Source organism: Neorhodopirellula pilleata, assembly GCF_007859915.1.
GTDB lineage: Bacteria > Planctomycetota > Planctomycetia > Pirellulales > Pirellulaceae > Rhodopirellula > Rhodopirellula pilleata.
Genome location: NZ_SJPM01000001.1, coordinates 1,142,471 through 1,169,282, shown reverse-complemented (window position 1 = coordinate 1,169,282; position 26,812 = coordinate 1,142,471). Strand labels below are relative to the sequence as shown.

Genomic DNA, 26,812 nt, shown 5'->3' with positions numbered 1-26,812 from the left:
GCCCTCACCGCTGAACCGGAAAGCCGCGTTTGCGGAGCAGTGCGTCCGTGTTGACGTCGCGGCCTCGGAACGCTCGGTAGGTTTCCGCCGGGTCGATCGTATTACCGACGCTCAAAATGTGATCAAACAATTTACCGGCTACTTCTTCATTGAAGTATTTACCGTCGGCTTGTTCAAACATCTCGGCGGCATCGGCGGTCAACGCGTCACTCCACAGATAACTGTAATAGCCGGCCGAGTAAGCATCGCTGCTGAACAAATGGCTGAAGTGCGGCAGTCTGTGCCGCATCGGCAATTCATCGGGCATTCCGATCGCCGCCAGTTCGGTTTTTTCAAACTCGGTGATGTCGATGCCTGCCGCGTCGCGGTCGTGCAACTTCATATCCAAGATCGCACAGGCTAGGTACTCCACCGTTTCGAATCCGCTATTGAACTTGGACGAGCGTTCGATCTTGTCGAGCAGTTCGCGCGGCATCGGTTCGCCGGTTTCAAAATGGACCGCGAAGCGGCTGAGGACTTCGGGTGTCGATAGCCAATGTTCCAATATCTGCGAAGGAAACTCGACGAAATCGCGAGCCACGTTGGTGCCCGATTGAGAGGGATAGTGGACGCGACTGCATAGCCCATGCAGGGCGTGTCCGAATTCGTGGAATAGAGTGGTCGCGTCGTCCCAGGAAATCAACACGGCTGACGACTCGTCGCCGTCACCGGCACCACCGGCGACAAAGTTGCTATTGTTCGAAACGATCGGAGTTTGCACCGGGATGCCGCTGTCACCGCTGAGTCCCAAACCGGATTGTTCGCGGTAGTCGGTCATCCACGCGCCGCTGCGTTTGCCTTCGCGGGCGAACGGATCGAGGTAGAACAAACCCATGTGTTGGCCATCGCGGATGACTTCGTAAACTGTGACATCAGGATGAAACGTCGGCAGGTTGCCGATCCGTTGGAACTTCATCCCGAACAGTTCTTCGGCGCAGTACATCATCGCTTCGGTCATCTTGCTCAATTGCAAGTACGGTCGGACCTCCGCCATATCGAGATCGTACTTTTGTTTACGGACCTTCTCGGCGTAGTAGCGATAATCCCAAGGTTCGATCTTGATACGCGGTTGTCCGGCGGCGTCGCACTGGGCATCGGCGATGGCCTGCATGTCGGCCACTTCATCGGCGACGCGGGCGACGGCGGGCTTCCAAACTCGCATCATCAAATCCATTGCCGCTTCAGGCTTCGCCGCCATCGTGGATTCCATCCGCCAGTGAGCGTGCGATTCATAGTCGAGTAGCGTCGCACGGGCGGCCCGCAGGCTCAAGATTTCACGGATGATCGCGTGGTTATCGTGCTCACCGCCGTTGTCGCATCGATAATAAAAATTTCGCCAAACTTGTTCGCGGAGATCTCGGTTTTCGGCATAGGTCAAAAACGGATCCATCGAGGATCGGGTATTGGTGATCGCGTAGGACGCTTTGCCGCCCTTTGCCTTGGCCGCCGCCGCCATCGATTCGATCGTTGATTCCGACAAACCGGCCAAGTCCGATTGATCGTTGATCCAAGTGACGTGCTGTTTTTCTTCTTCGAGAACGTTTTGATTGAAGTCCGTGAACAGTCGCGCCAAGCGAGTGTTGATCTGGGACAGTTTGGCTTTGTCGCCCTCGTTCAGGCGGGCTCCCGACCGCACAAAGTTCTTGAATGTTTCATCGAGCAAACGTTTTGCATCGGGCTCCAAAGAGACCGTTTGCGATTCAAACACGTCGCGGTGGATCGCTTCGATCCGCTCGAACAGTTTGGCGTTTTGGGTGATCGAATCGGAGTGCGCGGCGAGCTTGGGGCTGATCTCACGTTCCAAGTCGGGAATCGGACCGACGTTGAGGTTCGAAGCGTGAACGTCGAACAGGACTTCCAAACGATCGAGCGTCTTGCCCGCCGTCTCCATGGCCAAGATTGTGTTTTCGAACGTAGGAGGATCGGGATGGTTCGCGATCGCTTCGAACTCCGTCGCCGCATCGGCCAAGGCCTCCGCGAAGGCGGCGGAGAATTCATCGACACGAACAGTTGAAAACGGCGGGACACCGCCGTAGGGACCGGGCCAGGAGGCAAGCATGTCAGACGAATTCGATGGAGCACTCACGGCGGGTTCCTGAACGTAGGCGAACGTTGAAAAAAGAAACAAGCCCGCCGAAAACATGGCGAGCTTGGAAGTGGTTGGGTGAAAGATGGTCATCGACTGATTGATTGCCTTAGGTTCAAGGATCGTGATCGCTCTGCCCAATATAACTTAAACTTAAACTTAAACCTAAACTTAAACCTAAACTTCGAGCGGGGGGGGGCGGTTGTTTCTGGGGGTTTAGGTTTAGGTTTAGGTTTAGGTTTAGGTTTAGGTTTAAGTTTAAGTTTAAGTTTAAGTTTAAGTTTAAGTTTAAGGGGGCTGTTGATTGAATCGTTTAATGGCAAGCCGCAGGCGACAGAGTTTGAAAACGCAGGCGTCTGCGGCTTGCCGTTAAACGAAAACGCCCAAACGTGCACTCAATCAACACGCCGTCACGCGTCGGGTTACGATGACATCAACCGGACGTGAAGTATGGGGCTACGCTTTGATGATTTCTTTGGACTTGAGTAACTCGATGATTGCGTCGGCACAATTGCCGATGGATTGTTTCGAAGTGTCGATCACCAAATCAGGTGCAGAGGGTGGTTCATACTCCGCCGTCACGCCGGGGAAATTCTCCAGTTCACCGGCGTCAGCTTGAGCGTATTGGCCCTTCGTGTCACGTTGGCGACACACCTCCACCGGCGTCGCGACGTGAACGACGAGGAATCGGTCTTCGCCGATCAACTTGGCGACCTTTTGACGAACGTCTTCCGAGGGCGCCACCATCGATGCCACGCAAATGAACCCGGCGTCGTTGAGCGTGTGGGCGAGGTGACCGCCACGGCGGAGGTTCTCGCTGCGGTCTTCGGCGGTGAAGCCGAGATCAAGACTTAGTCCGCGGCGGATTTGTTCGCCGTCGATCACCGCGACGGCGCGACCGGCATCGAACAACCTACGTTCGACGGCTTGGGCGATTGAGGTCTTGCCACTGCCGGTCAATCCGGTCAACAAGACCGTCGCTGGCTTTTGGCCGAACCGAGCGGCTCGTTCTTCGCTCGAGACGCTTGATACTTCGCTCCCATCGGCATCGGCCGACTCGAGATCATCGTCCCACACGGAACGCTGGGGACCGGTCGCACCGCGGTCGAGGATCATGCCGGCCGCGACGGTCGCGTTGGTGATCCGGTCGACGACAATCAATGCGCCGGTCGAGCGGTTTCGGCGATAGGGATCCATGTGAATCGGGCCGGATAATTCCAGCGACACACGTCCGATCTCATTGAGCTCGAGCGTCGGCGCGGGGGTGCGGTGCAACGAGTTCACGTCGACGCGGTACTTCAACGTTTGGATGCTGCCGGGCAATGTCTGCGTGGTGTGTTTGATCAAATAGGATTTGCCGGGAACCATCGCATCCTCGCCCATCCAGACGAGCATCGCTTCGACGTTCCTTTCGCTACGAGGCAAGTTGCCGCTGCGAACAATCATGTTGCCGCGACTGGCGTCGATTTCGTCTTCGAGCGTCAACGTGACCGACAACGGTGCGAACGCTTCGTCGAGGTCTCCGTCGTACGTAACGATCTTCTTGACCCTGGATTTTTGTTTGCTCGGCAAGACGGTGATTTCTTCGCCCGGACGAATGATGCCCGAAGCGATCGTGCCACAGAAACCGCGGAAGTTCAGGTTGGGGCGATTGACATACTGGACCGGCATTCGGAAATCTTGCAGGTTGCGGTCCGAACCGATGTAGACGGTTTCTAAGAAGTTCATCAACGTGCTGCCGGTGTACCACGGCATCGACTCGCTGCGATCGACCAAGTTATCACCGTTGAGGGCGCTGATCGGGATGAAGTTCAGATCGGGCAGATCCAGGCGTGTCGCGAAGGATCGATAGTCGGCACAGATTTCGTTGAAACGATCTTCGCTGTATTCCGCCAAGTCCATTTTGTTGATCGCGACGACCACGTGACGGATACCCAGCAGGGATACGATGAACGAGTGACGGCGAGTTTGGGTCAAGACGCCGTGCCGTGCATCGATCAAGATGATTGCCAGGTCAGCGGTGCTCGCCCCGGTCGCCATGTTGCGGGTGTATTGTTCGTGGCCGGGAGTGTCGGCGATGATGAACTTGCGTTTGGCGGTGCTGAAATATCGGTACGCCACGTCGATCGTGATGCCCTGCTCGCGTTCTTCTTTCAGGCCGTCCATGAACAGTGAAGGATCGAAACCTCCGGCGACGCTACCTTGACGCACCGAATCGCTTTGGACTTTGGCGAGTTCGTCTTCATAGACCAACTTGGAATCGTAAAGCAAGCGACCGATCAGAGTGCTCTTGCCGTCGTCGACACTGCCGCACGTGATGAAACGCAGCAATTGCTTTTGCTCGTGCTGTTTCAGGTAAGCGTCGATGTCGGTCGCGATCAGATCAGATTGATGAGACATAGGTAGCGGTTGGCGGTTGGCGGTTGGCCGTTGGCTAACAGCCGACAAGGATGAATCGGGTAAAGGTTTGGGTCCAACGACGCGATTCGTTGTTTGCAATTAGACCGGGCTTTTCAAAAAGCCAACAGCCAACAGCCAATCGCGATCGCGCAGCGATCAAAAATAGCCGCGTTCTTTTTTCTTTTGCATGCCGACGCCGCCTTCGTCTTGGTCGATGATCCGGCCTTGGCGTTCGCTGGTTCTCGTTAACAGCATCTCTTGGATGACTTCGGGCAGCGTCGTCGCGTTGCTTTCGACGGCACCCGAGAGCGGGTAGCAACCGAGGGTTCGGAAGCGGACCATTCTGGTTTCTTCGACTTCACCGGGCAACAGCGGCATGCGGTCGTCGTCCCGCATCAACAAAATGCCGTCACGTTTGACGACCTTCCGAGGGGCCGATAGATACAGCGGCACGATGGGAATGTTTTCCATGTGAATGTATTGCCAAACGTCCAGTTCGGTCCAATTGCTCATCGGAAAGACGCGGATCGATTCGCCTTTGTTGACCCGACCGTTGTATAGGTTCCAAAGTTCGGGGCGTTGGTTCTTGGGGTCCCAACGGTGAGATTTGTCACGGAAGCTGAATACACGTTCTTTGGCCCGGCTTTTTTCTTCGTCACGGCGGGCACCGCCGAAAGCGGCGTCAAATTGGTGATGGTCCAAAGCGGCCTTGAGCGCGTCGGTTTTCATCAATTCGGTGTGTCGTTCGGAATCGACCCATGGATAGATATTGAGTTTCAACGCCTCATGGTTGGTATGCACGAGAACGTCGATCCCCAATTCCTTCCGCACGTAGTTCTCGCGGAAGTCGATCATGTCCTTGAACTTGTAGGTCGTGTCGACGTGCAAGAGCGGAAAGGGCAGCTTGCCGGGATGAAACGCCTTGAGTGCAAGGTGCAGCAACACCGCCGAGTCCTTGCCGATCGAGTAGAGCATGACAGGGTTTCGAAATTCCGAGACGACTTCCCGGAAGATGTGGATGCTCTCGGCCTCGAGCTGTTTTAAGTGAGTGAGGCTGTAATCTGACATGGTTCGGAAGGGCTGAGGGAGTAAGGCAAAGTCGGCCGTCGAAAAGGGGCCGCTGAAAATCGGAGTGGCCGTCGGGAGTATAGTCCGCAGTATCTGTTTTTCGCAGGGCGGGTGTTTCGTCCGCTTGCGTGTGATCTGCCCGATTGGGTTAGCTGGACTCAGTTATCGCGGCGTAGCCGCTTCAAGTTAAGTGTCCTTTGCGTGACAACTGCAAGATCACGCCTTCGCCGCTGCCGGATGCTGGATCAGTATCGATCGTTTCTTCGGCTTCAAGTGGGTTCCCCAACGGATAGCTTGCGACGACCCGCAATTCGAGTCCCTTGAGGACGCCGTGGTGGCGGGCTTCGCCACGTTCTTCGATCCATTTAGGTCCTTTGACAAGCAGCAATCGATCAAAGCTCCCCCAATGCGGCTCGACCCAGCGACAGAATTTCAACAGACTGCCAACGGCACGACTGACAATGGTGGTGAAGCGAAAGTCATCCAGCAGATGTTCCCCACGAGCGGCGTAGACCGGCACGTTCAGATTGAGCTCGGTAACCAATTCGTCCAGGACTTTCGCCCGTTTGCCGACCGATTCGGCCAAGCTCACTTCAATATCCGGACGGATGATTGCCAACGGGATGCCGGGCACTCCGTTGCCGCTGCCCAAATCGAGAATCTCTTCGTCAGGTTGGATCAGGTGGGCTAATTGCAAGCAATCCCGCAGGTCGCGACCGACGAACAAGTCCCAGGTCGTATGGCGGGTCAGATTCAACTGCTCATTGAATCGCCACATCGTTTCGGCGTAGGTTTTCAGCGACGCAGCGAGAGGTTCATCTAACTCCATCCCGTAACGAGCCAACGCGGCCTCGAAAGTATCCTCGCCCTGGTTGTCGATTCGCGCGTCCGCCGGGTAATCGACAGCAGGATGTTCGCCAGCGGGTTGTTCCCCCGCCGCGTGGCCGTCAGCCGGTTGTTCGTCCGCCGGAGAGTCCGGGGGAAAAGAATTTTCAGTGTTTTCAATCATCTTGGCTGTGATACCAGGGGTCCGGCGGCGAACCAAGGTGGCCTTTTTTGATTCTTTCAAAAAAAGTCATCCGTCGTCGCATCAAGACGAGCTGGGTTAGCTCTCGTTCGGTCTTGAACAACCGTTCTCGGACCATAAAGGCGTAAGCGACCAGAATTTTTTATTTTCAAGGCAGATTTTTGCTTCAATTCCATCTTGTCGCCGAACGGCTGATCGGTACACTCTGCCTTCCCTTCGCCGACGAACCTAGCCGAACCGCCCAAGATTCGGTCCATTTGGACGAATGCCGAAGGGAAGCATTGAAATTTTGAACAGGAAGTTGTAGGAAGTTGCTACAAGCAGTGACCAGGCGTTTCAGCGATGAAATTGCCGGCCAAGCGTCCCCAGTCAATGGGGAACACCGGCCAACGTAGCTCAGTTGGCAGAGCTGCTGATTTGTAATCAGCCGGTCGTGGGTTCGAATCCCTCCGTTGGCTTTCTGCGTCAGCCCGATTTCAAACAACCTGATGAATCACGAAGAGATTGCCGTTTACTAAGTAAATCAGTTCCATACACGACCGACAAGTTTTTGGGGGGTTTGCCCGAGTGGTTAAAGGGGGCGGACTGTAAATCCGCTGGCTATGCCTACACAGGTTCGAATCCTGTAGCCCCCATTGAAGAAGCTTTTAGCGATTAGCTGTTAGCCGTTAGCTTTCGAAAATACATGGCCGCCAAGGGCGGGCTGAAAAGCCGACTGTCAACAAATGATTGCCGAAAAACGATTTTTGCGGGTGTAGCACAATGGTAGTGCAGCAGCCTTCCAAGCTGAATACGAGGGTTCGATTCCCTTCACCCGCTTTGCGGCGTCGCCGAAGCTTTGTGCGATTGGTGTTTAGCAATTGGCTTTCGAGGCTTGTTTCCTCGAGCCAATCGCTAACCGCCAAAAGCCAATCGCTGCGGCAACGCCGCTTCGCTGCTGTAGCTCAGGGGTAGAGCGCCTCCTTGGTAAGGATGAGGTCATGGGTTCAAATCCCATCAGCAGCTTTTTGGCGTTCAGTTGAACCTGAGCGTCTGACACAATTTCCGTTTCGTTTCGATTGAATCAATCGAATGCGATTCGTGCGGCCGAGTCGTCATCGGACCACCGTGGGTGTGAACACGGTCGAGGGCGAGGAGGGTTCTTTCAGGGCGTATCTCTGGGGAATAGTGGCATGGGTCGCGAATGCAGGTGAACAAGATGGCTAAGGAAGCATTTCAGCGTACTAAACCCCACGTCAACGTCGGCACGATCGGCCACATTGACCATGGTAAAACCACCACCACCGGTGCCATCCTTGCCGTGCAAGCGGCCAAGGGTCTGGCTAAGGCCAAAGGCTACGCGGATATCGCCAAGGGCGGTACCGTTCGTGACGCCACCAAGACCGTGACGATCGCGGTTGCTCACGTTGAGTACGAAACCGCCAATCGTCACTATGCCCACATTGACTGCCCCGGCCACGCCGACTTCGTCAAGAACATGATCACCGGTGCCGCCCAGATGGACGGAGCGATTCTCGTCGTTTCGGCCGCCGACGGACCAATGCCCCAAACCAAAGAACACGTGCTGTTGGCCCGCCAGGTCGGTGTGCCTTACATCGTCGTTTACCTGAACAAGTGCGACCTCGTCGACGACGAAGAGCTGCTCGAATTGGTCGAACTCGAAGTCCGCGAATTGCTCAGCAAGTACGATTTCCCCGGCGATGACGTTCCCGTCATCAAGGGTAGCTCGCTGCCGGCTTACAACAATCCTTCGGATCCGGACGCCAGCAGGGGCATCAGCGAACTGATGGATGCACTCGACGAGTACATTCCTGAGCCGACCCGTGAAGACGATAAGCCGTTCTTGATGGCGATCGAAGACGTCTTCTCGATCGAAGGCCGCGGTACCGTGGCGACCGGTCGAATCGAGCGTGGTGTGGTCAAAGTCGGCGAAGAAGTCGAAATCGTCGGTTTGTCCGACACCCCGGTAAAGACGATCTGCACCGGTGTCGAAATGTTCCGCAAGGAAATGACCGAAGGTCGGTCAGGTGACAACGTCGGTTGCCTGCTTCGTGGTGTCAAACGTGAAGACATCCAACGCGGCCAAGTTTTGGCCAAGCCCAAGAGCATCAACCCACACACCAAGTTCGAAGCCGAGGTTTACTGCCTCAGCAAAGACGAAGGTGGACGGCACACGCCGTTCTTCAGCGGTTATCGCCCTCAGTTCTACTTCCGTACCACGGACGTGACCGGAACGGCGAACCTCGTCGATGCCGACATGTGCATGCCCGGCGACAACGTCAAGGTCACCGTCGAGCTTCACAAGCCGATCGCGATCGATGACGGTGTTCGTTTCGCGATTCGCGAAGGCGGCCGTACCGTCGGTTCGGGCGTTGTGACGAAGATCGTTCAATAAGCGATTGGCTTTTAGCGATTGGCATTTGGCCGATCGATCCAAGCCTGTAGGATAAAAAAGCCTCGCGACAGCCTTGGTCGGAGTTTCCGACCAAGGCTGAAGCGTCGATACAAGCCAAAAGCTATTGGCCAAACGTTAATAGCTTCCCACAGGGGCGTAGCTCAATTGGCAGAGCACTGGTTTCCAAAACCAGCGGTTGTGAGTTCGACTCTCGCCGCCCCTGCTAACCACCACACCGAAACGCCTACTACGTAAAACGTTGGTCGTCAAATGATTGGCGGCGAAGGACCATACGGATGTCGAAAGATTTAACTCAATCCGGGACTGCCGGATCACCGCTGATGAGCGAGCTGTTTCACTCGGCGGTTTACAAACCGACGCAGGGACGGATCGTTCGTCAATTAACCGCGCTGGCGATTTTTGTCATCGTCGCTCTGGGATGTTGGCGGTTGTACACGTTCTTGCCGGGGATGATGAACAACGCCGTGGTCGCTCGCTCGATCGCCGGAGTCCTGTTGGCGGCTGGTTTGTGGTTCGGATTTCGACTAGTCAATTGGCCGCGATTTGCGGACTTTTTGATCGCCGTTGAAGCCGAAATGAACAAGGTGACGTGGCCGAGTAAGGACGAGCTGATCCGCGCGGCGATTGTGGTGATCTTCACAATCTTCTTCTTGGCGATTACGCTTTTCGCGTTCGACGTCATCTGGCAATTCATCTTTAGCTCCGTCGGGGTTACCTCGTGAGCGACCACGAATCAATCGAGAACGAAATCATCAACGACGAATCCGCCTCCGAATCCGACTCCTCGGAACCCAACTCCTCGGAGCAAGGCGAAGTAACGCAGACATCCGCGCCTTCGTTACCGCCCCCGGCTCCGAAGGATCCTAACGCACCTGCGCCCAAGGATGCCGACGAGTCGACGCTGGATTGGTACATCTTGAAGGTGGCGTTTAACCGCGAAGACTCCATCGCCGACGCGCTGCGCAAGCGAGTCAAGATGGAAGGCATGGAAGATCAGATCGGCGATATCGTCGTTCCGAGCGAGGACGTTGCGACGTTCAGCCGCGATGGCAAGCGTCGCGTTACCAAACGCAAGTTGTTGCCAGGCTATATCATGGTCTACATGGCCATCAACGACGACACTTGGTTCCTAGTCCGCGAAACGGGTGGAATCAGCGACTTCACCGGTGCCGCCGGTAAGCCGATGCCGATGGAACCCGAGGACGTCGAACGATTCATTAATCGACCACTGGTCGACGACGAAGACGACACTCCGATCAAAACTTCAATCCCTTTCAAGGTCGGAGATCGCGTTCGTGTCAAGGAAGGCAACTTTGAAAACCAAGAAGGCGAGGTCGACGTGGTCGACGAAGCCAACGGTCGCGTGACCGTGATCATCAACATCTTCGGACGCAGCGTCCCGATGGAACTCGATCACTGGCAAGTCGAACCGCTTTAGGAGGGCTATTGGCTATTGGCTTTTGGCCGTTAGCTGCTTGCTTTCAAACCATCTTCATTTAACCCATCCCACCAACCATTGATTGCATTGCCGTCAGCGTTCCGCTGACCTTCGAAACAGGCAATTCGCCAATCGCTAACAGCTAACAGCTACTCCCATGGCAAAACAAGTTACCGGTCAAGCAAAGTTCCAAGTCCGCGGCGGACAAGCCACCCCAGCACCTCCGGTCGGTACATCGCTGGGTAAGTACGGCGTCAACTTGGGCCAGTTCGTTCAGCAATTCAACGATCGCACCAAGGAATACAACGGAACGCCGATTCCGGTCGTCGTCACCATTTACAACGATCGCAGTTTTGACTTCATCACCAAGAGCCCACCCGCTGCGTCGATGCTCAAGGCTGCCGCTGGAATCGCCAAGGGAAGCAGTGTTCCCAACAAGGACAAGGTCGGCAAAGTGACCCGTGCGCAGTGCGAAGAGATCGCGCAAACGAAGATGGAAGACCTCAACGCTCGCAGCATCGGCCAAGCCGCGATGATGATCGAAGGAACCGCCCGCAGCATGGGCATCATCGTCGAAGGCTAATGAGTCCGTCGCGGGACAACATCTAGTCAGCGCGGCATCGAATCTATACTGCGTCTAAATCCACTTCGATAAACATCAGCTCGCCCTCGGGGCTGAGGAACAGGTCGATGAAGTCGTACCGAAACAACTGAGCTCCGTCCATCGACGGACCATTGTAAGACGGCTGTTTTTCAAATTCGCGTAACGGGCGGGCGACATCCGGCACACCGAGGTGCTTGAGTAGATAGCCCGCGTCGACGGTTTGGGAAAACGTAAAGCATCCGTGACGAAATGCTTTCTGGTTTTTGAATTCGAATTCACGCCCGCGGATGGCTTCATCGATCGCGAGGCAAATGGTTTTCGCGTTCTCGGCCGACTGATTTCCCGTTGGCAACTCTTCGGGCAGGTCCCGCAGGATATCTTCGACCGATCGTGAAGTCTCTGGCACTCGCTGCAGTTCTACCCAAGCCGCGAGCAATCCATGACGCCCGTCGACCCAATGGGATTGCGTCAAATAGCCCACTTTCAGAAGATCGCCGGACCGCCGGACAAACAAATCGCGGACCGGGTGACCGTTCAAACGCGGTGGCTCTTTCACGAAGCCACTTAACCGCAAATAACCGTCGCTCGGGACAACAGTGTCTTCAACGTGGCCCGGCGCGGCAGAATCGTAGCGGACGGTCACCTGATCGAGCGGGCGGAACTTGCTGCCCTGATCGGTGCGTTCGGCCCATTCGAAATCGCCGGTCCAGGACTCTCCCGAAGCATTAACCAAGACGCAAGATCCGTCCTCGAAAAAACCGACTCCGACGGAGGGCCTTGCGGTTTCGGATGTGCTCGGGAGAGATGACACCCACTCGCCCAAGATTTTCTGACGTGGGATCGGCTGACGCGCCCAAGACGAATAGGCGACCGGCAACCCGATCGTCAACATGGCCACCAGCAAGACCGCCGCAGCCACCTTGGGCCGAGTGACCAACGCCCCCAGGCGAACGAGGCTCGTTGAAAGGCCGCCAAGCGAACGATTCCATACCGGGACTGCCGATGCGACCGCGTCCGTAGTCGCATCGGAACGGGAAGGCGTCGGTGATGCGGCGATCGATGGCGAAGTAATCGGCGGAGGGACGACGGCCGCGTCCTGGTCCGTTCGGACGACCGCTTTGGAATGCGACGGAGCGGCGGTCGCACCGGAAGCTTTAATTTGTTTGGCTCGGTCGATCGGCGATTGGAGGGTTTCGAGTTGTTGCCGGCGTTGTTCCAAGTCCGCCGGAATCACCGTCCGCAGGCACAACCGCCCGTTCTCTTCGATGCGAACCAAGTCGCCTCGCAAACAAGCCGGCAGGATCCCCGTGCCGGTGATCGGAATCCAGGGACGCGACGGATCGCTCTGCAGTTCCGTTCCGGGCGGCAGCATTCCCTGACACGCAAAACCGATTAACTCCCTTAATTTGAAGGGCCCCATGAACGCGCCGGGCATTCCTCGCGTCTGAAACATCGGCACGGCGGTCCCTGGAGGATGGGGCAATGCCACGCCCGTTTCGGAAAACAAACCCGCATGTTCGGCGGCCACCCAAGGGCCGTCGGCGGAACCGGAAAGGTAAGTTTGTGGACGGATAATGCCGGCCAAGGAAGCTTCCCGGATTTCAATTCCGGTGAATGGACCAGCAACATCAAGGTCGGTTTTAATGTAAAACAATGTCATGGGGTGACGAATCACTGAGATCGAGTCCAGAGCGACGGATGTCTCGCCGCTTCATTTCGGTACCTTTTTTAACAGGTAGGCGACCCGATGGGTAATGAAATTCTTTTTAATGGGTTGATGTCGAACTCGAGTTGGGGCCGTTCCAGAGCCGCCTATCGGAGCGTCTCATCGGAGCGATCTTGTTTACGACCGCATCGATCGGCGTTTACGATCATCGAATTGTTGATTGTGATCGCTATTATCGGCGTGATGATCGGATTGCTTTTGCCCGCAGTTCAGGCGTCTCGCGAATCGGCCAGGCAAACCCAGTGTATCAATCATCTGAAACAAATCGGGCTCGCGGTGCAGAACTTCGAAAGCCAACGCAAAGAGCTGCCGCCCAGCCGCAACTACGACCACTACACGAGCTGGGCATTTTTGATCTTGCCGTTCTTGGAGCAGATCGCGTTGCCGGACCAGTGGGACGACCAGTTGAAATACTATTACCAGAGCGACACGGCACGGCAAACCAACATCCCGGTGTATTCATGCCCCTCACGGCGTGAAGGCGGTGTGATAAGCATTCAGAACGATGACATCCTGTCGCCCTTTGAAACCAGCGGTCATGTGCCCGGCATCGTCAGCGACTACGCGTGTTCGGCAGGCTTCGGCGATGGTTGGAATTGGATTCATTCCAAAGGCGCATTGGTGATGGGACGCGGTGTCACCGATCCGGAAACCTTCCCAGAAGGCAACTACGCGCCACCGGGAGCAAAGCTGGTGAGTTGGAGCAGCCGGACGACTTACGCGAGCCTGACCGACGGAACGAGTCATACGATCTTGGTCGGCGAAAAACACGTCCGTCCGACACGTCAAGGTATCGCGCAGGAAGACGGTGCGATCTACAACGGCGATCATCCGGGCAGCTTCTCGCGTTGCGGTGGTCCCGGTTATCCGTTAGCCCGGTTCCCTATGGAAGATCGTCAACTGAGTTTCGGAAGCTACCATACCGGTGGTGTGAACTTCGTTTTTTGTGACGGCAGCGTACGCACGCTGGAGACGTCGATCGCCACCGATATCTTGGGCCGACTGACGGTCCGTGACGACATGAAGTTTGTCGATGGGCATTAACGCAAACGGAACATTACTCAAACGGACTTTAACAGGGTGGTTCCGCCAATTCGGGGAACACGCCCGTGTCGAGGTCTTGACGCGAGATGATCGCCTTGAGCCGTGTCAAAAAATCGCTCTTTAGGTTCGCGACCTGTTGCTGAGTCAAGCTAAGTTTTTCAGACACTTCGATGTTGCCCGCTCCGCCGACGAAGATCATCTCGATGGCTTTGAGTTTGATCAGGTTATCCGTTTCTCGCCATCGCTCGATTTGTTCCCGGATGGCATCGGCGATCACATTTTGTTCGAGGTCCTGTCGCTCGGCGCTGCGAGCGATGGAACTGGCCACCCGCCCGGGACCGGGGATCGGCAACATGGAACCGGACGTTCCGAAGGACTCACCACGCCCCATCAGCGGCAGCGTCGGCCGGCGTCCGGAGGCTCGCAAATGATCGGTCAGCTTGTAGCTGCAGATCGAGAAGAGATAATTTTCCAGCCGACGCCGCGGGTCGTAGTTGGGCAATGAGACTAGGAATCCGACGAAGGTTTCTTGCACGATGTCTTCGCTGATGCTGCGATCATGAAGTCGCCGTTGGACGTAAGCGAGCAAACGCCCTTCGTAGCTATCGATCAGTTTTCGCCAAGCCGCTTCGTCGCCCGAGCGAATCGATTCAACCCAACGAGCCTCTTCCGCCGACGCCGCGTCGGAGTCCGAGAAGTCGGCCGATTGATTCGCCTGGGGGTTCCCGCTTGCTTTACGATTCGCGTTGCTCATCCACGCAATTTAACAACTCCGAGCGGTTTCGATAGCATGACGGCTACCCGGTTTCTTAAGAGCCTATCCGAAAAGGGGTCTGACTCTTTGAAGGCGAGTCAATTTTCGTTGCTTTTCTGGTTTCGCCGAAGAGGGTCAGACCCCTTTTCGGATAGGCTCTAAGATAGACGGAACCTGTCTTCAGCCAAAATTGAATCTTAGGATAACGAAACTCGCCGAGAGTTTCGGCCGAGTGCCGGTCGCCGAGAGTCTTGGAGACTTTCGCTACCCGCCGCCCTACAATCGAACGACACAAGATCTACCCTTTCAAGGAGCCCTCATGACCGATTTGATTCATCGCCACTGCGTGCCCTGCGAAGGGGGAGTACCGGCCGTTCATCGGACCGAAGCAGAAGCGTATCTTGAGTCTCTGCCGGGCTGGGAACTCGACGGGGAATCGAAAATGATCGCCAAAAAAGTCAACGGCCGAACCTTCATGGGCGTCATTGAGTCGATCAATCGGATCGCCGAATTAGCCGAATCGGAACAGCATCATCCCGACCTGCATTTGACTGGATATCGTCATCTGACGATTCAATTAACCACCCATGCGATCGGCGGGCTGAGCGAGAACGATTTTATTTTGGCCGCAAAAATTGACGAGATCTTCAAATGACGATTCGGCCAGATGTGGCGTTGTCGTTGCTCGACGAGTGCACCGGCGACGACCTATGGAGCATCGAGCATTGCCAGCTCCGTCGTGTGCCGCCGCAGTGGATCGACGAGCTTGCCGATGCCTATGAATCCAGTTTTCGCATCAGCAGCCAAACGATTTACGTTGCCGATGAACAGCACGGTCGTCGCGCCGTTAATCAGTACTACGGCGTTCGTGACGTCGATCTGGCTAAACGAATCGGCCGAGAGCTAGGGCTCGACGTCGATCAACTCGAAGCGGTCGCGCTTTCGCGTCAGGCGGTGGTGCGGATGATCAAAGAAGCGATCATGGATGGTTAGGTCAGCAATACGACCGGGACCAATACCGTCAGGCCAGTGGTTTTCCTGAAGAGGTCTAACTGAATGTGGGTATGTAGTTCGCCTTGATGCATTCGTCATAACTGTCATCTTCCGATTATTTGGATGGTTAGAGCCGTCTTGTTTTGCTCGGTTTTTGCCTCCCAGTGCGACTTACCCCGCGATCGTGACCCATAGTTCCCATGGCGAACCTTGGGTCGATCCGATTGTGATCCCCACCTGACGAGTCGCCGAATTGATTTTCGCCGACTTCGAATCTATGGGCATTGGCTATGGCAACCTCCACGATCCTTCACTCGATCCCGACCAACTCGCCCGGTTCGGCCGACCAAAACACCGACCCGTGCCACGGCGAACGCGATTTGTTGTTCACCCAAGACGACGGTTCGTTGACGTACAAGCCGCAGATTGAGCGGCTCGATACAGACGAGATTCTGCAACGCATCGACGATACGTTGGATCTGATCGCAGAGGCGCAAGCGATCGACCAAACCCGCATGCCCGTCGGTCAGATCGACATTTCGATCATCATTCCCGTTCGCAATGCTCGCGAAACCCTGCCTGAGGTGCTCGCCCGAATCGACGAAGTCATGCCGACGTCCTGCGAAATCATCGTCGTCGACGACGCCAGCACCGATGGCAGTTCGCACTACGTCCGCGGTCTGAATCACCGTCCCAACTTAACGCTGCTGCAGCGTAAACGAAGTCACGGTCGCGGATCGGCGATCCGTATGGGGCTACGTCATTCGACCGGACGCGTTGTGGCGATTCAAGATGCCGACATGGCTTATGATCCTGCGGATTTATTGGGAGCAATTTGGCCGATCCTGGAAGACCAAGCCGATGCCGTTTACGGGTCGCGCCGTTTGCGTCGCGACACGCGACGTGGGGTCGGACTCGTGGCCCGTCTGTCCAATCGCATGACCACGTTGGTAGCGAACTGGACAACGGGGCTGAAACTCTCCGATTTAGAGAGTTCGCATAAGGCGTTCCGTGGCGACTTGATCCGCTCGATCAAACTACAAGAGTGCGACCGAGGATTTGACGCCGAAGTCACCGCCAAGATGGCCCGCCGGGCCAGAGTGGTGATGGAAGTCCCGACCAGCTTTGAAGGCGAGATGCTCGACGAATCGCTGGCCCCGAGTTGGAAAGCATTCGTGCAAACGGTAGGCGGATTGATCCGCTACCGCAGAGACCGTTGATCGAATTAGCCGTTTTGGGCGTTAGCTGGGCTGTTCAAAACTTGGGGTTTTCGCGTTTCGAGTTTGTGCCAATGCACATACTCTGCTCCAAGCGATGCTACCGTCGGGCGTGCCCTGGACTGTCAAAACGTTGTTGATACGGCGATTTATAGGTTACGAGAGTTTCCTGTCACCTCCACCAGCGAAGTTGGGGGAGGTCGGATCGAGCGAAGCAAGATCCGGGAGGGGGCATCCCCAGGGCAAACCAAGCCGATCCAACCAAACAACGCCGGAGCCCCCTCCCTCGCGGAATCCTGAACGTCGTCGCTCGACCTCCCCCAAACTGCGTTCGGGAGAGGTGACACGCGGAAGTAAAACATCGACAGGAATCACAGTGTCAATGCCAACTTTTTGACAGCGCAGCGACCAATCGAAGAAACGCAATGGTGAAAGGCCTCTGTCTAGATCAACGTTTTGACAGGCCAACGCTAGCGGGCTGTTGATTTAGTCGTTTAACGGCAAGCCGCAGGCGACAGAGCTTGAGAACGCAGACGCCTGCGGCTTGCCGTTAAACGAAAACGCCCAATCGTGCACTCAATCAACAGCCCGCTAGCCCCGGTTTCGGGACCACATAAACGTGCCAAGTAACCGGTTACTAAATCGATTGCTTCGCCAGGATCATTCCAACTCAACCTGCGTCGGCGACATCAAGTAAGCGACCAGGTTGGTAATCTGCTCGTCGGACATCGGCGTTAACAAACCGCTGGGCATGGGGGATTGCTCGGTATCGAATTCGTTTTCGATCTCGTCCAACGGAATCGTTTGAATACGAGTCGCCGAGGCCAATGTCAGTGTGCGACGTGTTCGCTGGGTTACCAATCCGACCAGCAGTCGGCCGTCGACCGTTAGGATTTTCTTGGCGCGGTAGTCCGCACCGACAACCGAATCAGGATCGATGATGTTGTGCAGCAAGTAATCCAAGCTTGAACGCTGCGCGCCCGTCAAATCAGGTCCGACCTTCTCACCACTGCCGAATAATGGATGGCACGACGCACACGCCCGGTCATACAAAACACGTCCGGCCGAAAGATCCGCGGCGGCGATCACGGTGGGTTTTAAGTGATCCTTTAAGCGATCGATCTCAGCGAGTCGTTCGCCGGATGTTTCCCTTACGCGGCCCCACACCGTTTCGATCCGGCGCGTCAACGCTTCGTCGGCCAACGCGATCACATCTCGCACTTGCGCCGCCGATAAAACGTCTTTGCCGAGCTTCTTTTCCTCGATCGCATCGAGCAACACACCCGCAAATTCGACTCGGCCGCACAACAGCGAAACGACGCTCGAACGAAGCGGCGCCCGGAATCGCTGGTACTGATCGATCAGCAAATCGCCGACCCGAACGTCGGCAATGGTGCTCAGTGATCTGGCGAGCGTTAGGTTGATTCGCGCATCGCCGATCAACGGTTTGGCCAAACGAATCAAGTCTCCAGCCCGGTCGTCCGGCCCGTCGTTTGGTTGAACATCGTCTCGGTGATAGTTCTCGATCAACCCCACCATGGCGGACAGCCGATCTTGAATGTCGGCAGACGAGTCGTGGACCATTCCGATCAGTTCGCTCGGGCTGAGCCCGTCGCTGAAGAGTTTGTCCAATGGTTCGCATAACGGTGCCGAGGTCGGGTCCAACGTAACCGCCCGTTGCCGAAAATCAGGCCACGCTGCGGGCATGGGGACACGTTGCAAACCCACGACCCCTTTTTGTAAACCGGTCAAGACGGCTCGGCACCAATCCGCGTCCGCTGCCGCGATCGGGGACTCTAAAATTTCGTCCAGCAATTCTGGTTTCGATTGAATTTGTTCGCCCAAACTGCGGGCGATCAGGCTGGTCAAATCGGGCAGCTTGGACACACGCAGAACGCGAATCATCTCGTCGGGATGCTCGGCGGCTCGGCTCATGATCCCGTACCAAATCAATTTGCCTTGGTTGTGATCACCGGCGTCGCGATCACGACTGATCGTCAATAAACGTTCCGCTGCACCGGAGCGAAGATCGCCGGGCAATCGCTGCAACGTCGACGCGACGATCAAACGCAACGCGGCGTCTTGATCAAGGTTCAAAGTTTCCCAATCCGCGATCCACGTGGAGACCTCGGCGTGAATGTCTTTCCATGACGCTCGACTGTCAGCGGTCGGTCCGTAGCAATCGTCGATCGGCCATCGCTGGGTCATCATCCGGATCGCCCAACCGCGAACCACCGGCGACGCGTGATTCATCCAATCTTTTGGCGAAAACTCGGGATCGATTTGATCAAGCGTCCACAAACATCGGCATATTTCCGGAACGTCGGACGAGTTCGCGGCGGTCGCTTGCAAGAACTTGACGGCCTCGTTGATGGCCTCGCCGTGTTTTCCCGATCGGCACATTTCGACTAACCGCATTCGAGCTTGGTGGGAATGCCATCGATTCGTGCTGAGTTGAGTGCGGGCCAATTCGAGCGGACCGGCCGAACCGATCGCCGTGAACGGTTCATTCGGGTTAAACGGCGGGGAGCCTTCGCCAGCGTGGACGATTTTGAAGATTCGGCCGCTGTTGCGGTGCACGCCGGTGTGTTCATGGCATTCACCGAGGTCGCTCCAATCGAGCACGAAGACGTTGCCATCAGGCCCCGGCGACATCTCCATTCCACGAAACCAAACGTCCGACGAAACAAAGAAATCCGGCTGGTGGGTGCCCACATATCCGGTTCCGCTCGGGACGAGTTTTTCAACGTTCGCGCGACGTCCATGGAAGTTCAACGTCATCAACGATCCGCGGTACGCGGCCGGCCACGCGTCGGCTTGGTAAATCATCATGCCCGAGTGAGCATGACCGCCACCGAAATCATTGGCGGCCCCGTCGCGTGAGTCGGTCCATTTGCCCGTTGTATCGAAGTGATAATGGTCGGCGTGTTGGTCGATCAGTTCATATGCGTCCAGGTTCGGGTCGAGTGTAAAGGGACGCATGAAATGGGCGCCATGAATGCCGTGCCATAAATGTCCGTTGACGGTGTTGATGAAGAACAACTCGCCGATCTCGTTGAAGTCGTGTCCCCAGGGGTTGGTCGTGCCGTGACAGACGACCTCAAAACGGTTTTGGTCGACGCTATATCTCCAAATTCCGCCTTCGAGTGCCACACGTTCGGATTCCGATGCGCCGGGTGGCCCGACGTTGCCGGGGCACGATCCGCCGCACCGGCCATATAGCCAGCCGTCGGGACCGAACCGCAATCCATTGGCGAAGTTGTGATAGTTTTGATCGGCGACGGTGAATCCGTCCAACACCGTTTGCGGCGGCCCGTCGGGCACGGCGTCGTGGTCGGCGTCGGGAACGAACAACAATCGAGGTGGACACATCAACCAAACGCCGCCTCGACCGACCTCCACGCTTGTCAACTTAGAAACATTGTCCAGGAAGACGGTCCGTTTCTCCGGCGTGCCGTCTTGGTCATCGTCCTGAAACACGAGCACGCGATCTCGCAAATCGTCACGAAACCTGAGCGATCGTTGGCCGTAGGTGTAGTTCTCGGCGATCCACAAACGACCTTGAAAGTCCCACGCCAAATCGATCGGGTTGCGGACCTCCGGTTCGGCGGCGAATACCTTAACGCGAAAATCGTTGGGCAGCGAGATTGCGGCCGCTGACTCAGTTGGCGTCGGCAGCGGGGTTTCGTCAGCGAGCGGTTCGGTGTCGTCCACCTGGGGGAAGGAATCGGGAGACTGGGCGAGTGTCGCCGAGAAAGTGATTGCGAGCGAATAGACAAGAATCGCGAAAATCGCCGCGACCTTGGTAGGCCGGGGTGCGTCCAGACGCGTAAATTCGTAGAACATGACCAAAGAATTCTTTACTATTTGAAAATTGGACGTTTCCTATGCGGCGAATCGGCACCCTGACGGGCGACGCGACTGCCAATCGTTTTTGCGACTTTTTGCAAACCAAATCCATCGAAGCGAAAGCCGAAGCGGGAGCCCCGGCTGATTCGCCTGCGGAAACGCCCCATGATATCTGGATTCGTCACGAGCAGGACGTTGCCCAAGCTCAAAACTTTTTCGAATCGTTTCAGGCCGATCCGACGTCGTCGGTTTACGACGTCGGCAAGGAAGCGGAACGGCTCCGACGCGAGAGATCTGAGGAAGTCGCGCGAAAGCTGAAACTGCAGAAGAAAGCGAAGATGAAACTTCGCAGCACGTCGGCCGGACAAGGGGTAGGCAGTCTCGGCGGTCCCGGGCTAATGAACCGGCCGATCCCGGTTACGATCACCATCATCGTCGCGGCCACGATCGTTGCCTTCGCGACCAAGTTTGCTGATCCGGCAGTCACATTGAATGGTCCGAAGTTGCTCGAAGAACGGATCTACAACGCGTTGTCATGCGTCGAGCCGAGCGTGTGGCAACGAACCGGCGACGCTCTGTTGTCGATGAAGCAGGGCGAGGTCTGGCGGTTGTTCTCACCGGCCTTACTGCACGGCAGCCCGATGCACTTGGTCTTCAATATGTTCAACCTGTACATCCTCGGCGGTGTCGTCGAGCGAATCCACGGGGGACGGTTTTATTTGCTATTGTTGTTGATCTGCCAAGCCGCCGCGACGTTGACGCAAATCCTACTGCCCGATTGGCTCGAATGGCCGCTCGCGATTGGGGCCTCCGGTGCGGTGTTCGGGGTGTTCGGATTCGTATGGATTCGACCGAAAGTCGAATCAGGCTACCCGGTCGAGATCCCTTCGTTCAACGTGAAGTTCATGCTCGGGTTCTTGGTGCTGTGCATGACCGGTCTGCTCGGCGGCATCGCCAACGGTGCCCACGTCGGCGGCTTACTGGCCGGGATGTTGATCGCCGTGGTGGCGCCGAAATCATCATGAACAGATGTCATATGAATGATCCGAATGTGAATCCGATCGGATCACGGATTGGTTAGATTCGGTGCCCAGTCTGTTTGCAACACCATCGGTCGGCCTTCCTTGGGGGTCGCTTCTTTGATTTGGTTTCGCAATGTCTTCGCAAGTGAATCAATCGTGGTCTGGGTCGCCGGATCGATGTCGGATGAGTCGGACCGATAAGCCAAATTTCGCTTTTCCAACGGATCGGCTTGGTGGTCGTAAAGCTCGATGCCTCGCTCGCCGTCGTCCCATAGCGTCAAACGATACTGGGGTGTGCGGATCGAGTAACCCAGGAAGGCGTCTTGTTCGATCGAGCGGCCACGCATGACCTGCGAGATCGTGTAACCACGGCCTGGCTCGGAGACGTCGTTCAAGATCGGTGACAACGATTGTCCGGCAAGATTCGAGGGTGCCTCAACGTCGCACAAATCGGCAAGGGTCGGGTAGAGATCGATCAATCCAACTGGAGCCTCGGCGGCTTTGCCCTCGCCATCAAAACCCGGCCCGGCGATGATCATTGGAACGCGGGCGGATTCCTCGAATAGGCTTTGTTTCTGCCACAAGCCTTTTTGGCCTAAGTGGTAGCCGTGATCGCTGGTAAAGACCACGATCGTGTTGTCACTCAAACCGTTGGCATCGAGGGCGTCGAGTACCTTGCCGACTTGAGCGTCCATGAAAGTCGTGCTGGCATAGTACGCCTGAATCGCTTGTCGCCGAAGATCATCATTGAGCAGATCATGCTCCCGCTTGTGGCTCATCAATGCAGGTGCGGGTAAGTCCAGTCGATCTTGTTCGACGTCGTCGTACAGCGGCATCTCATCCAACGCGTAGGGTTCGAAGTATTCCTTGGGTGCAACGTACGGCGTGTGAGGACGAAAGAAACCAACGGCCAAGAAGAACGGTCGGTCTTTCCGTTTCGCGCAACGTTCCAGTACCCAAGCGGCTTCCTCGGCCATCATCCCGTCGGTGTGTTCCGCGTCCGGCCGTGGTGAAGCGTACCAAGACAACGTGCCTCCGAAACTGTTTTTCTTGAGCGTGAAAATATCCGATTCCTCGATCATGCGGTCGCAACCGGCGGGGTTGATTTCCATTTCCCAAGAGCCTGGATCGTCGTGACCGTTCGTGCCGATGCTATTGGGCACGTTGTAGTGATACAGCTTTCCGATCCGGGCGGCGAAATAACCGCTCAAGCGAAACGCCTGAGGCAAACTAATGTGTTGCGGGATCGACTGTCGAAAGATTTCCGCGTTTCGCAGAATCCCAGTCGCGTCTGGATACAGTCCGCACAGCATCGAATTGCGGGACGGGCCACAGAGCGGGAATTGGCAGTAGGCGTTTTCAAATCGAACACCTCGGGCCGCCAAACGATCGATGTTGGGCGTTTTGACAAGCGGATCACCGTAGCAACCCAAACGACAGTTCAGATCATCGGAGATCATGAACAGGACATTCGGACGAGAAGCTGATTCACTCGCATTGGGCGAGTCGGCATTCGCGGTCAAGGGTGTCGAGAACGCGACGACGAAGTGGATCGCGACAAAGAAGAACGAAAGGGAGCAGAGTGTTTGAAGTGATCTGAATTTCATATCGCATACCGATAGGGGGACGGCGGGCTTAAACAAAGCACTATAATCGGTCATTCGGTTCGGTGTTTCACCGGCACGAGCAAGTCGATGAAACGGCGAGCATCAAGGCCCGATGCTCTGGTCCTCGGTTTCGCCTACTTCATTTCGAGGACAAACAGAACCACATACGGAGTTCTGGTGGTCACAACCCTTCGCGTCGCAGTCTTGCGAACGTGAATAGGCCTGAGTTGTGACCGTCGCTGAAGGCGATGTTGTAGGCGTAGGTGCCGACCGGTTGCATGCCTTCGATCCGCATCGGGCGGGCTTCGGCGGCGCTGAGGACCGGTAACATCAGCGATTTGGGATTGGCGGCGGATTTTTCGGCGTCCGATGCCGACTTGCTGTGTTTTTCGCGGCAGGTGGCGCACGGGCATGCATCGCGGAGTTGTCGGGCGTTCCAGTCGGACGTCTCGCCGTCGCTCCAGCGGATTCGGATGCCCGAATCACCCACGCGTTCGATCGCTTCGGGACGGTAAGCAATGGGATCGTCGATCATGGCGGGAAACTCACCGAGCAGAAGTCGTGGCGGATTCGGATTGAAGGGCTTTTTGGCCAGCCTCAAGCGTACGCAGAATCTCGTCGACGTCATAGACGCAGCCGCCCCATGTACCGCCGCCGATTTGTTGTAAGGCGGCCCACAACCTGGTGTCGTCGGGGATCGCGTCTTCGACGTGTAGGCTCGGATGCGGCGGCCGATCTCGCAATGCTTCGGCGACGCTGATTCCATCAAACGGTTGCACCAAATCAACGCTGCCGTCGAGCGTATTTCGATCGACCCTGATTTCGATCACGTCGCCGTCGCGGATTTTGGCGATCGGTCCGCCGGCGAGCGCTTCCGGACCGACGTGCCCGATGCATGCCCCGGTGCTCACGCCGCTGAATCGGGCGTCGGTGACCAACGCGATCGTCTTTCCGAACGAGAGGTACTTCAAGGCGGAAGTGATTTGATAGGTCTCTTCCATTCCACAGCCGATCGGCCCGCGTCCGATCAACACGATGACTTCGCCTTCTTGGATCGGTTGTGCGGATTGGCCTTTGACCGCCGCGATGGCATCGCGTTCGGTCACAAACACTCTCGCTTTGCCGCGTTTTCGATAAACCCCGTCGGCATCGATGACCGATGGGTCGATCGAGGTGGCCTTGATGACGGAGCCTTCCGGGCACAAGTTACCGGCGGGAAAACACACCGTGCTCGTCAGGCCGCGTTGCTTGGCGACGGCGGGCGACATGATCACGTCGTCGGGGTCGATGCCGTCGGCCAACCGCAATCGTTCGCGACAAACTTCCCGACGGGGCGAGGATTCCCAGGCATCGAGAAGTTCGTTCCAGGTCATCCCTGTGACGGTCTTGGCGTCGCCGTTCCAGAGTCCGGCTTGGCGCAAGTGCCAAGCCACCTCAGGCACCCCGCCGGCTAAAAACAATTGCACGGTCGGATGGCCGACCGGACCGTTAGGCAGGCAATCAACAAACCGGGGCACCTGTTGGTTAACGCGTCGGAAATCGGCGGCGGTGGGACGGCGGATGCCGGCGGCTGCGGCGATGGCGGGGATGTGAAGCAATAGATTGGTGCTGCCGCCGACGGCCGCGTGCATCCGCATCGCGTTTTCAAAGGCGGCCTCGGTCAACACGTCTCGCATCGACATGCCAGCCGCGTGCATCGCCGCAGCGGCCGAAGCCGAATCGCGGGCCATCCGAGTCCAGATCGGTTGGCCGCTGGGGGCCAGCGCCGCGTGCGGCACGGTCATCCCGAGTGCTTCGGCAATGACTTGGCTGGTCGCCGCCGTGCCCAAGAATTGGCAACCGCCGCCTGGCGTTCCGCACGCCCGGCAACCGGCGACGGACGCTTCCTCCAAGGTCATTTCGCCGCGCGAGTATCGAGCCCCGATCGTTTGGACTTTGCCGGCGTCCTCGCCGACGGTCGGGGGCAACGTCACGCCACCGGGGACCAGCACGTTGGCCAGATTGCCGGTTCCGGCGAGTGCCATCATCATCGCAGGCAAACCTTTGTCGCACGTCGCGATCCCGATCACGCCTTTTCGCTGCGGCAGTGAACGGATCAGCCGCCGCATCACGATCGCTGCGTCGTTGCGATAGGGCAACGAATCGAACATCCCATGCGTGCCTTGGGTGCGACCGTCGCAGGGATCGCTGACGAACGCGGCAAACGGAACGCCGTCGTGCTTTTCGATTTGCTCGGCGGCGGCCCGCACGAGCAAGCCGACCTCCCAGTGCCCGGTGTGATAGCCCAGCGCCACGGGCGTTCCGTCAGGGTTGCGGACGCCGCCCTGGGTGCTGAGGATCAAGTATTGATCCCCAAGAACGCGTCGAGGGTCGAATCCCATGCCGACGCTTTGGGTCAAACCGAACAAATCTCCGCTGGTCCATTGACGAAGGATCTCGTCGGTCAGCGGTAATTGTCCGGTGGGGCCGTCCGCTTTGGTCGCCAGAGATTCCGGAGAATCCAGGGCGGCGAAATAATCCTCAGGCGTGAGGAAGTTCGATGGAATCTCAGTCACGTCGTCCAGTCAAGATGTAAAGGTAATACGCGAGCGTCATGATCGACTGTAAAGTCGCCGCAACATACGTCAGCGCCGCCGCGTTGAGAACCTTCGCGACATACCTTTCTTCTTGAGCGGAGATTAAACCGTACTCGACCAAGTGGGCTCGGGCCCGATTAGAGGCGTCGAATTCGACCGGCAAGTTGACGACCTGGAAGAACACGACGGCCGAAAACAGTATCACGCCGATCCACATCAGCGGCTGGATCGCGAAGATCGCACCGGCAAATAACAACGTCGCCCCGATGCCACTGCCGAAATTCGCCGCCGGCACCGCCATGTTGCGAATCACCAGCGGAGCGTATCGCTCGGCATCCTGGAACGCGTGTCCCGCTTCGTGGCAAGCCACCCCGAGGGCAGCCATCGAATGCCCGCCGTAAACGTCCGGGCTCAAACGCAAAACCTTCGCGCGGGGGTCGTAATGATCGGACAATTGGCCGGGGACTTGCTCAATCCCGACCGACTGCAACCCGGCCGCGTCGAGCATCCGGCGAGCCGCCGTCGCACCGGACATCCGTGCGGGCACCTTGCTCATCGCCGTAAACGACGATTTCACCTTGTACTGGGCGTAAAGACCAAGCAGGAAGGGAGGCAAAACGAACAGAAAGTAAATCATCGAGGTGGGAGACCCTGTTGGTGAGTGTGAGTAGTTTTGTTCGAATTCGTAATGCGAAATCGAATCTTGGTTCGCCCGCCAAAAATCAACGTTTGGAAGCGTCAATTTGGCATTCGAGCAACCAACACGTCACTTTACGCAACAACCGGACCAAATGTGCACAGCGCTATGGTGTCCCCCGAGATAGGTAGGCAGCGCTGACATAGTAACCCGCTGTGTAAGCGAGGGATTCCGGCTCATCCCTCGCTCACGCTGCGGGTTACCATTGGGCCCGAATTCAGATCATTTGGACGTTTGTCGAGTACATCA

At 56.7% G+C, this 26,812-nt stretch carries 21 protein-coding genes and 5 tRNA genes; 15 read left to right on the top strand and 11 right to left on the bottom strand.

Features of this window, described 5'->3' with window-relative positions; translation table 11 throughout:
- Positions 1-4: 4 nt before the first annotated feature.
- Positions 5-2,218, bottom strand: coding sequence for a M3 family metallopeptidase (locus Pla100_RS03740; RefSeq protein WP_390620550.1), 2,214 nt, complete (start codon positions 2,216-2,218; stop codon positions 5-7).
- Here Pla100_RS03740 and Pla100_RS03735 point away from each other — a divergent pair.
- A complete protein-coding gene (locus Pla100_RS03735; protein WP_146576267.1) occupies positions 2,204-2,572 on the top strand; it encodes a hypothetical protein in 369 nt (122 codons plus the stop codon). The genes Pla100_RS03740 and Pla100_RS03735 overlap by 15 nt on opposite strands.
- Before the next feature lie 9 nt (positions 2,573-2,581).
- Here Pla100_RS03735 and cysN read toward each other — a convergent pair whose 3' ends face one another.
- The 3 genes from cysN to rsmG all read right to left on the bottom strand — a co-directional run bounded on the left by cysN (position 2,582) and on the right by rsmG (position 6,422).
- Positions 2,582-4,525 carry a sulfate adenylyltransferase subunit CysN gene (gene cysN, locus Pla100_RS03730; protein WP_146576266.1) on the bottom strand — a complete coding sequence of 648 codons (1,944 nt, stop codon included), beginning with the start codon at positions 4,523-4,525 and terminating at the stop codon, positions 2,582-2,584.
- Positions 4,526-4,681: 156 nt separating this feature from the next.
- Positions 4,682-5,593, bottom strand: coding sequence for a sulfate adenylyltransferase subunit CysD (gene cysD / locus Pla100_RS03725; RefSeq protein ID WP_146576265.1), 912 nt, complete (start codon positions 5,591-5,593; stop codon positions 4,682-4,684).
- A 181-nt stretch (positions 5,594-5,774) separates the two neighbouring features.
- Positions 5,775-6,422 carry a 16S rRNA (guanine(527)-N(7))-methyltransferase RsmG gene (gene rsmG, locus Pla100_RS03720; RefSeq protein WP_146576624.1) on the bottom strand — a complete coding sequence of 216 codons (648 nt, stop codon included), beginning with the start codon at positions 6,420-6,422 and terminating at the stop codon, positions 5,775-5,777.
- A 583-nt stretch (positions 6,423-7,005) separates the two neighbouring features.
- Between rsmG and Pla100_RS03715 the strand changes: the two genes are divergently transcribed.
- The 9 genes from Pla100_RS03715 (at position 7,006) to rplK (ending at position 11,057) form a co-directional block, all read left to right on the top strand.
- Positions 7,006-7,078 (top strand) — tRNA-Thr (locus Pla100_RS03715).
- A 95-nt stretch (positions 7,079-7,173) separates the two neighbouring features.
- Positions 7,174-7,255, top strand: a tRNA-Tyr gene (locus Pla100_RS03710).
- 113 nt (positions 7,256-7,368) lie between these two features.
- A tRNA-Gly gene (locus tag Pla100_RS03705) sits at positions 7,369-7,439 on the top strand.
- Between the two features lie 114 nt (positions 7,440-7,553).
- Positions 7,554-7,625: transfer RNA gene (locus tag Pla100_RS03700), tRNA-Thr, on the top strand.
- 193 nt (positions 7,626-7,818) lie between these two features.
- Positions 7,819-9,015 carry an elongation factor Tu gene (gene tuf, locus Pla100_RS03695; protein WP_146576623.1) on the top strand — a complete coding sequence of 399 codons (1,197 nt, stop codon included), beginning with the start codon at positions 7,819-7,821 and terminating at the stop codon, positions 9,013-9,015.
- A 150-nt stretch (positions 9,016-9,165) separates the two neighbouring features.
- A tRNA-Trp gene (locus Pla100_RS03690) sits at positions 9,166-9,238 on the top strand.
- Positions 9,239-9,311: 73 nt separating this feature from the next.
- On the top strand, positions 9,312-9,758 hold the full coding sequence (secE, locus tag Pla100_RS03685; RefSeq protein WP_146576264.1) for a preprotein translocase subunit SecE: 447 nt from the start codon (positions 9,312-9,314) through the stop codon (positions 9,756-9,758).
- Complete coding sequence (gene nusG / locus Pla100_RS03680; protein ID WP_231602648.1) at positions 9,755-10,474, top strand: transcription termination/antitermination protein NusG; 720 nt, start codon at positions 9,755-9,757, stop codon at positions 10,472-10,474. Before secE ends, nusG begins: the two co-directional genes overlap by 4 nt.
- Before the next feature lie 157 nt (positions 10,475-10,631).
- Complete coding sequence (rplK, locus tag Pla100_RS03675) at positions 10,632-11,057, top strand: 50S ribosomal protein L11 (RefSeq protein WP_146576263.1); 426 nt, start codon at positions 10,632-10,634, stop codon at positions 11,055-11,057.
- 43 nt (positions 11,058-11,100) lie between these two features.
- Here the strand turns inward: rplK and Pla100_RS30315 are convergent, their stop codons facing one another.
- Positions 11,101-12,738, bottom strand: coding sequence for a hypothetical protein (locus tag Pla100_RS30315; RefSeq protein ID WP_231602646.1), 1,638 nt, complete (start codon positions 12,736-12,738; stop codon positions 11,101-11,103).
- 210 nt (positions 12,739-12,948) lie between these two features.
- Between Pla100_RS30315 and Pla100_RS03665 the strand changes: the two genes are divergently transcribed.
- Complete coding sequence (locus Pla100_RS03665; protein WP_390620557.1) at positions 12,949-13,848, top strand: DUF1559 family PulG-like putative transporter; 900 nt, start codon at positions 12,949-12,951, stop codon at positions 13,846-13,848.
- A gap of 28 nt (positions 13,849-13,876) precedes the next feature.
- On the opposite strand, the gene Pla100_RS03660 is transcribed toward Pla100_RS03665, so the two are convergent.
- Entirely contained in the window at positions 13,877-14,602 is a 726-nt protein-coding gene (locus Pla100_RS03660) for an RNA polymerase sigma factor (protein ID WP_146576261.1), read from the bottom strand.
- Positions 14,603-14,921: 319 nt separating this feature from the next.
- On the opposite strand from Pla100_RS03660, the gene Pla100_RS03655 reads away from it, so the two are divergent.
- From Pla100_RS03655 to Pla100_RS03645, 3 genes are all read left to right on the top strand, one after another.
- On the top strand, positions 14,922-15,257 hold the full coding sequence (locus Pla100_RS03655) for a 4a-hydroxytetrahydrobiopterin dehydratase (protein ID WP_146576260.1): 336 nt from the start codon (positions 14,922-14,924) through the stop codon (positions 15,255-15,257).
- Positions 15,254-15,595 (top strand): hypothetical protein, encoded by a 342-nt coding sequence (locus tag Pla100_RS03650; protein WP_146576259.1) that lies wholly within the window; start codon positions 15,254-15,256, stop codon positions 15,593-15,595. Before Pla100_RS03655 ends, Pla100_RS03650 begins: the two co-directional genes overlap by 4 nt.
- A gap of 290 nt (positions 15,596-15,885) precedes the next feature.
- Positions 15,886-16,815: a glycosyltransferase family 2 protein gene (locus Pla100_RS03645; RefSeq protein WP_146576258.1), complete on the top strand. Its 930-nt coding sequence runs from the start codon at positions 15,886-15,888 to the stop codon at positions 16,813-16,815.
- 657 nt (positions 16,816-17,472) lie between these two features.
- On the opposite strand, the gene Pla100_RS03640 is transcribed toward Pla100_RS03645, so the two are convergent.
- Positions 17,473-20,658 carry a PVC-type heme-binding CxxCH protein gene (locus tag Pla100_RS03640; RefSeq protein WP_146576257.1) on the bottom strand — a complete coding sequence of 1,062 codons (3,186 nt, stop codon included), beginning with the start codon at positions 20,656-20,658 and terminating at the stop codon, positions 17,473-17,475.
- 41 nt (positions 20,659-20,699) lie between these two features.
- Here Pla100_RS03640 and Pla100_RS03635 point away from each other — a divergent pair, with 41 nt between their 5' ends.
- Complete coding sequence (locus Pla100_RS03635; RefSeq protein ID WP_146576256.1) at positions 20,700-21,686, top strand: rhomboid family intramembrane serine protease; 987 nt, start codon at positions 20,700-20,702, stop codon at positions 21,684-21,686.
- A 41-nt stretch (positions 21,687-21,727) separates the two neighbouring features.
- On the opposite strand, the gene Pla100_RS03630 is transcribed toward Pla100_RS03635, so the two are convergent.
- The 4 genes from Pla100_RS03630 to Pla100_RS03615 form a co-directional block, all read right to left on the bottom strand.
- Entirely contained in the window at positions 21,728-23,290 is a 1,563-nt protein-coding gene (locus tag Pla100_RS03630) for a sulfatase (protein WP_146576255.1), read from the bottom strand.
- 181 nt (positions 23,291-23,471) lie between these two features.
- Complete coding sequence (locus Pla100_RS03625) at positions 23,472-23,825, bottom strand: DUF971 domain-containing protein (protein WP_231602643.1); 354 nt, start codon at positions 23,823-23,825, stop codon at positions 23,472-23,474.
- Between the two features lie 10 nt (positions 23,826-23,835).
- A complete protein-coding gene (locus Pla100_RS03620; protein ID WP_146576620.1) occupies positions 23,836-25,836 on the bottom strand; it encodes a YjhG/YagF family D-xylonate dehydratase in 2,001 nt (666 codons plus the stop codon).
- Position 25,837: 1 nt separating this feature from the next.
- Positions 25,838-26,503 (bottom strand): zinc metallopeptidase, encoded by a 666-nt coding sequence (locus Pla100_RS03615; RefSeq protein WP_146576619.1) that lies wholly within the window; start codon positions 26,501-26,503, stop codon positions 25,838-25,840.
- Positions 26,504-26,812 lie beyond the last annotated feature (309 nt).

What these genes read in the sequence shown, in the direction of transcription:
- Pla100_RS03740 (WP_390620550.1), bottom strand. Translation starts at nt 2,218, where the DNA reads ATGACCATCTTTCACCCAACCACTTCCAAGCTCGCCATGTTTTCGGCG.
- cysN (WP_146576266.1), bottom strand. Translation starts at nt 4,525, where the DNA reads ATGTCTCATCAATCTGATCTGATCGCGACCGACATCGACGCTTACCTG.
- cysD (WP_146576265.1), bottom strand. Translation starts at nt 5,593, where the DNA reads ATGTCAGATTACAGCCTCACTCACTTAAAACAGCTCGAGGCCGAGAGC.
- rsmG (WP_146576624.1), bottom strand. Translation starts at nt 6,422, where the DNA reads ATGGAGTTAGATGAACCTCTCGCTGCGTCGCTGAAAACCTACGCCGAA.
- tuf (WP_146576623.1), top strand. Translation starts at nt 7,819, where the DNA reads ATGGCTAAGGAAGCATTTCAGCGTACTAAACCCCACGTCAACGTCGGC.
- secE (WP_146576264.1), top strand. Translation starts at nt 9,312, where the DNA reads ATGTCGAAAGATTTAACTCAATCCGGGACTGCCGGATCACCGCTGATG.
- rplK (WP_146576263.1), top strand. Translation starts at nt 10,632, where the DNA reads ATGGCAAAACAAGTTACCGGTCAAGCAAAGTTCCAAGTCCGCGGCGGA.
- Pla100_RS30315 (WP_231602646.1), bottom strand. Translation starts at nt 12,738, where the DNA reads ATGACATTGTTTTACATTAAAACCGACCTTGATGTTGCTGGTCCATTC.
- Pla100_RS03660 (WP_146576261.1), bottom strand. Translation starts at nt 14,602, where the DNA reads ATGAGCAACGCGAATCGTAAAGCAAGCGGGAACCCCCAGGCGAATCAA.
- Pla100_RS03655 (WP_146576260.1), top strand. Translation starts at nt 14,922, where the DNA reads ATGACCGATTTGATTCATCGCCACTGCGTGCCCTGCGAAGGGGGAGTA.
- Pla100_RS03650 (WP_146576259.1), top strand. Translation starts at nt 15,254, where the DNA reads ATGACGATTCGGCCAGATGTGGCGTTGTCGTTGCTCGACGAGTGCACC.
- Pla100_RS03645 (WP_146576258.1), top strand. Translation starts at nt 15,886, where the DNA reads ATGGCAACCTCCACGATCCTTCACTCGATCCCGACCAACTCGCCCGGT.
- Pla100_RS03640 (WP_146576257.1), bottom strand. Translation starts at nt 20,658, where the DNA reads ATGTTCTACGAATTTACGCGTCTGGACGCACCCCGGCCTACCAAGGTC.
- Pla100_RS03635 (WP_146576256.1), top strand. Translation starts at nt 20,700, where the DNA reads ATGCGGCGAATCGGCACCCTGACGGGCGACGCGACTGCCAATCGTTTT.
- Pla100_RS03630 (WP_146576255.1), bottom strand. Translation starts at nt 23,290, where the DNA reads ATGAAATTCAGATCACTTCAAACACTCTGCTCCCTTTCGTTCTTCTTT.
- Pla100_RS03625 (WP_231602643.1), bottom strand. Translation starts at nt 23,825, where the DNA reads ATGATCGACGATCCCATTGCTTACCGTCCCGAAGCGATCGAACGCGTG.
- Pla100_RS03615 (WP_146576619.1), bottom strand. Translation starts at nt 26,503, where the DNA reads ATGATTTACTTTCTGTTCGTTTTGCCTCCCTTCCTGCTTGGTCTTTAC.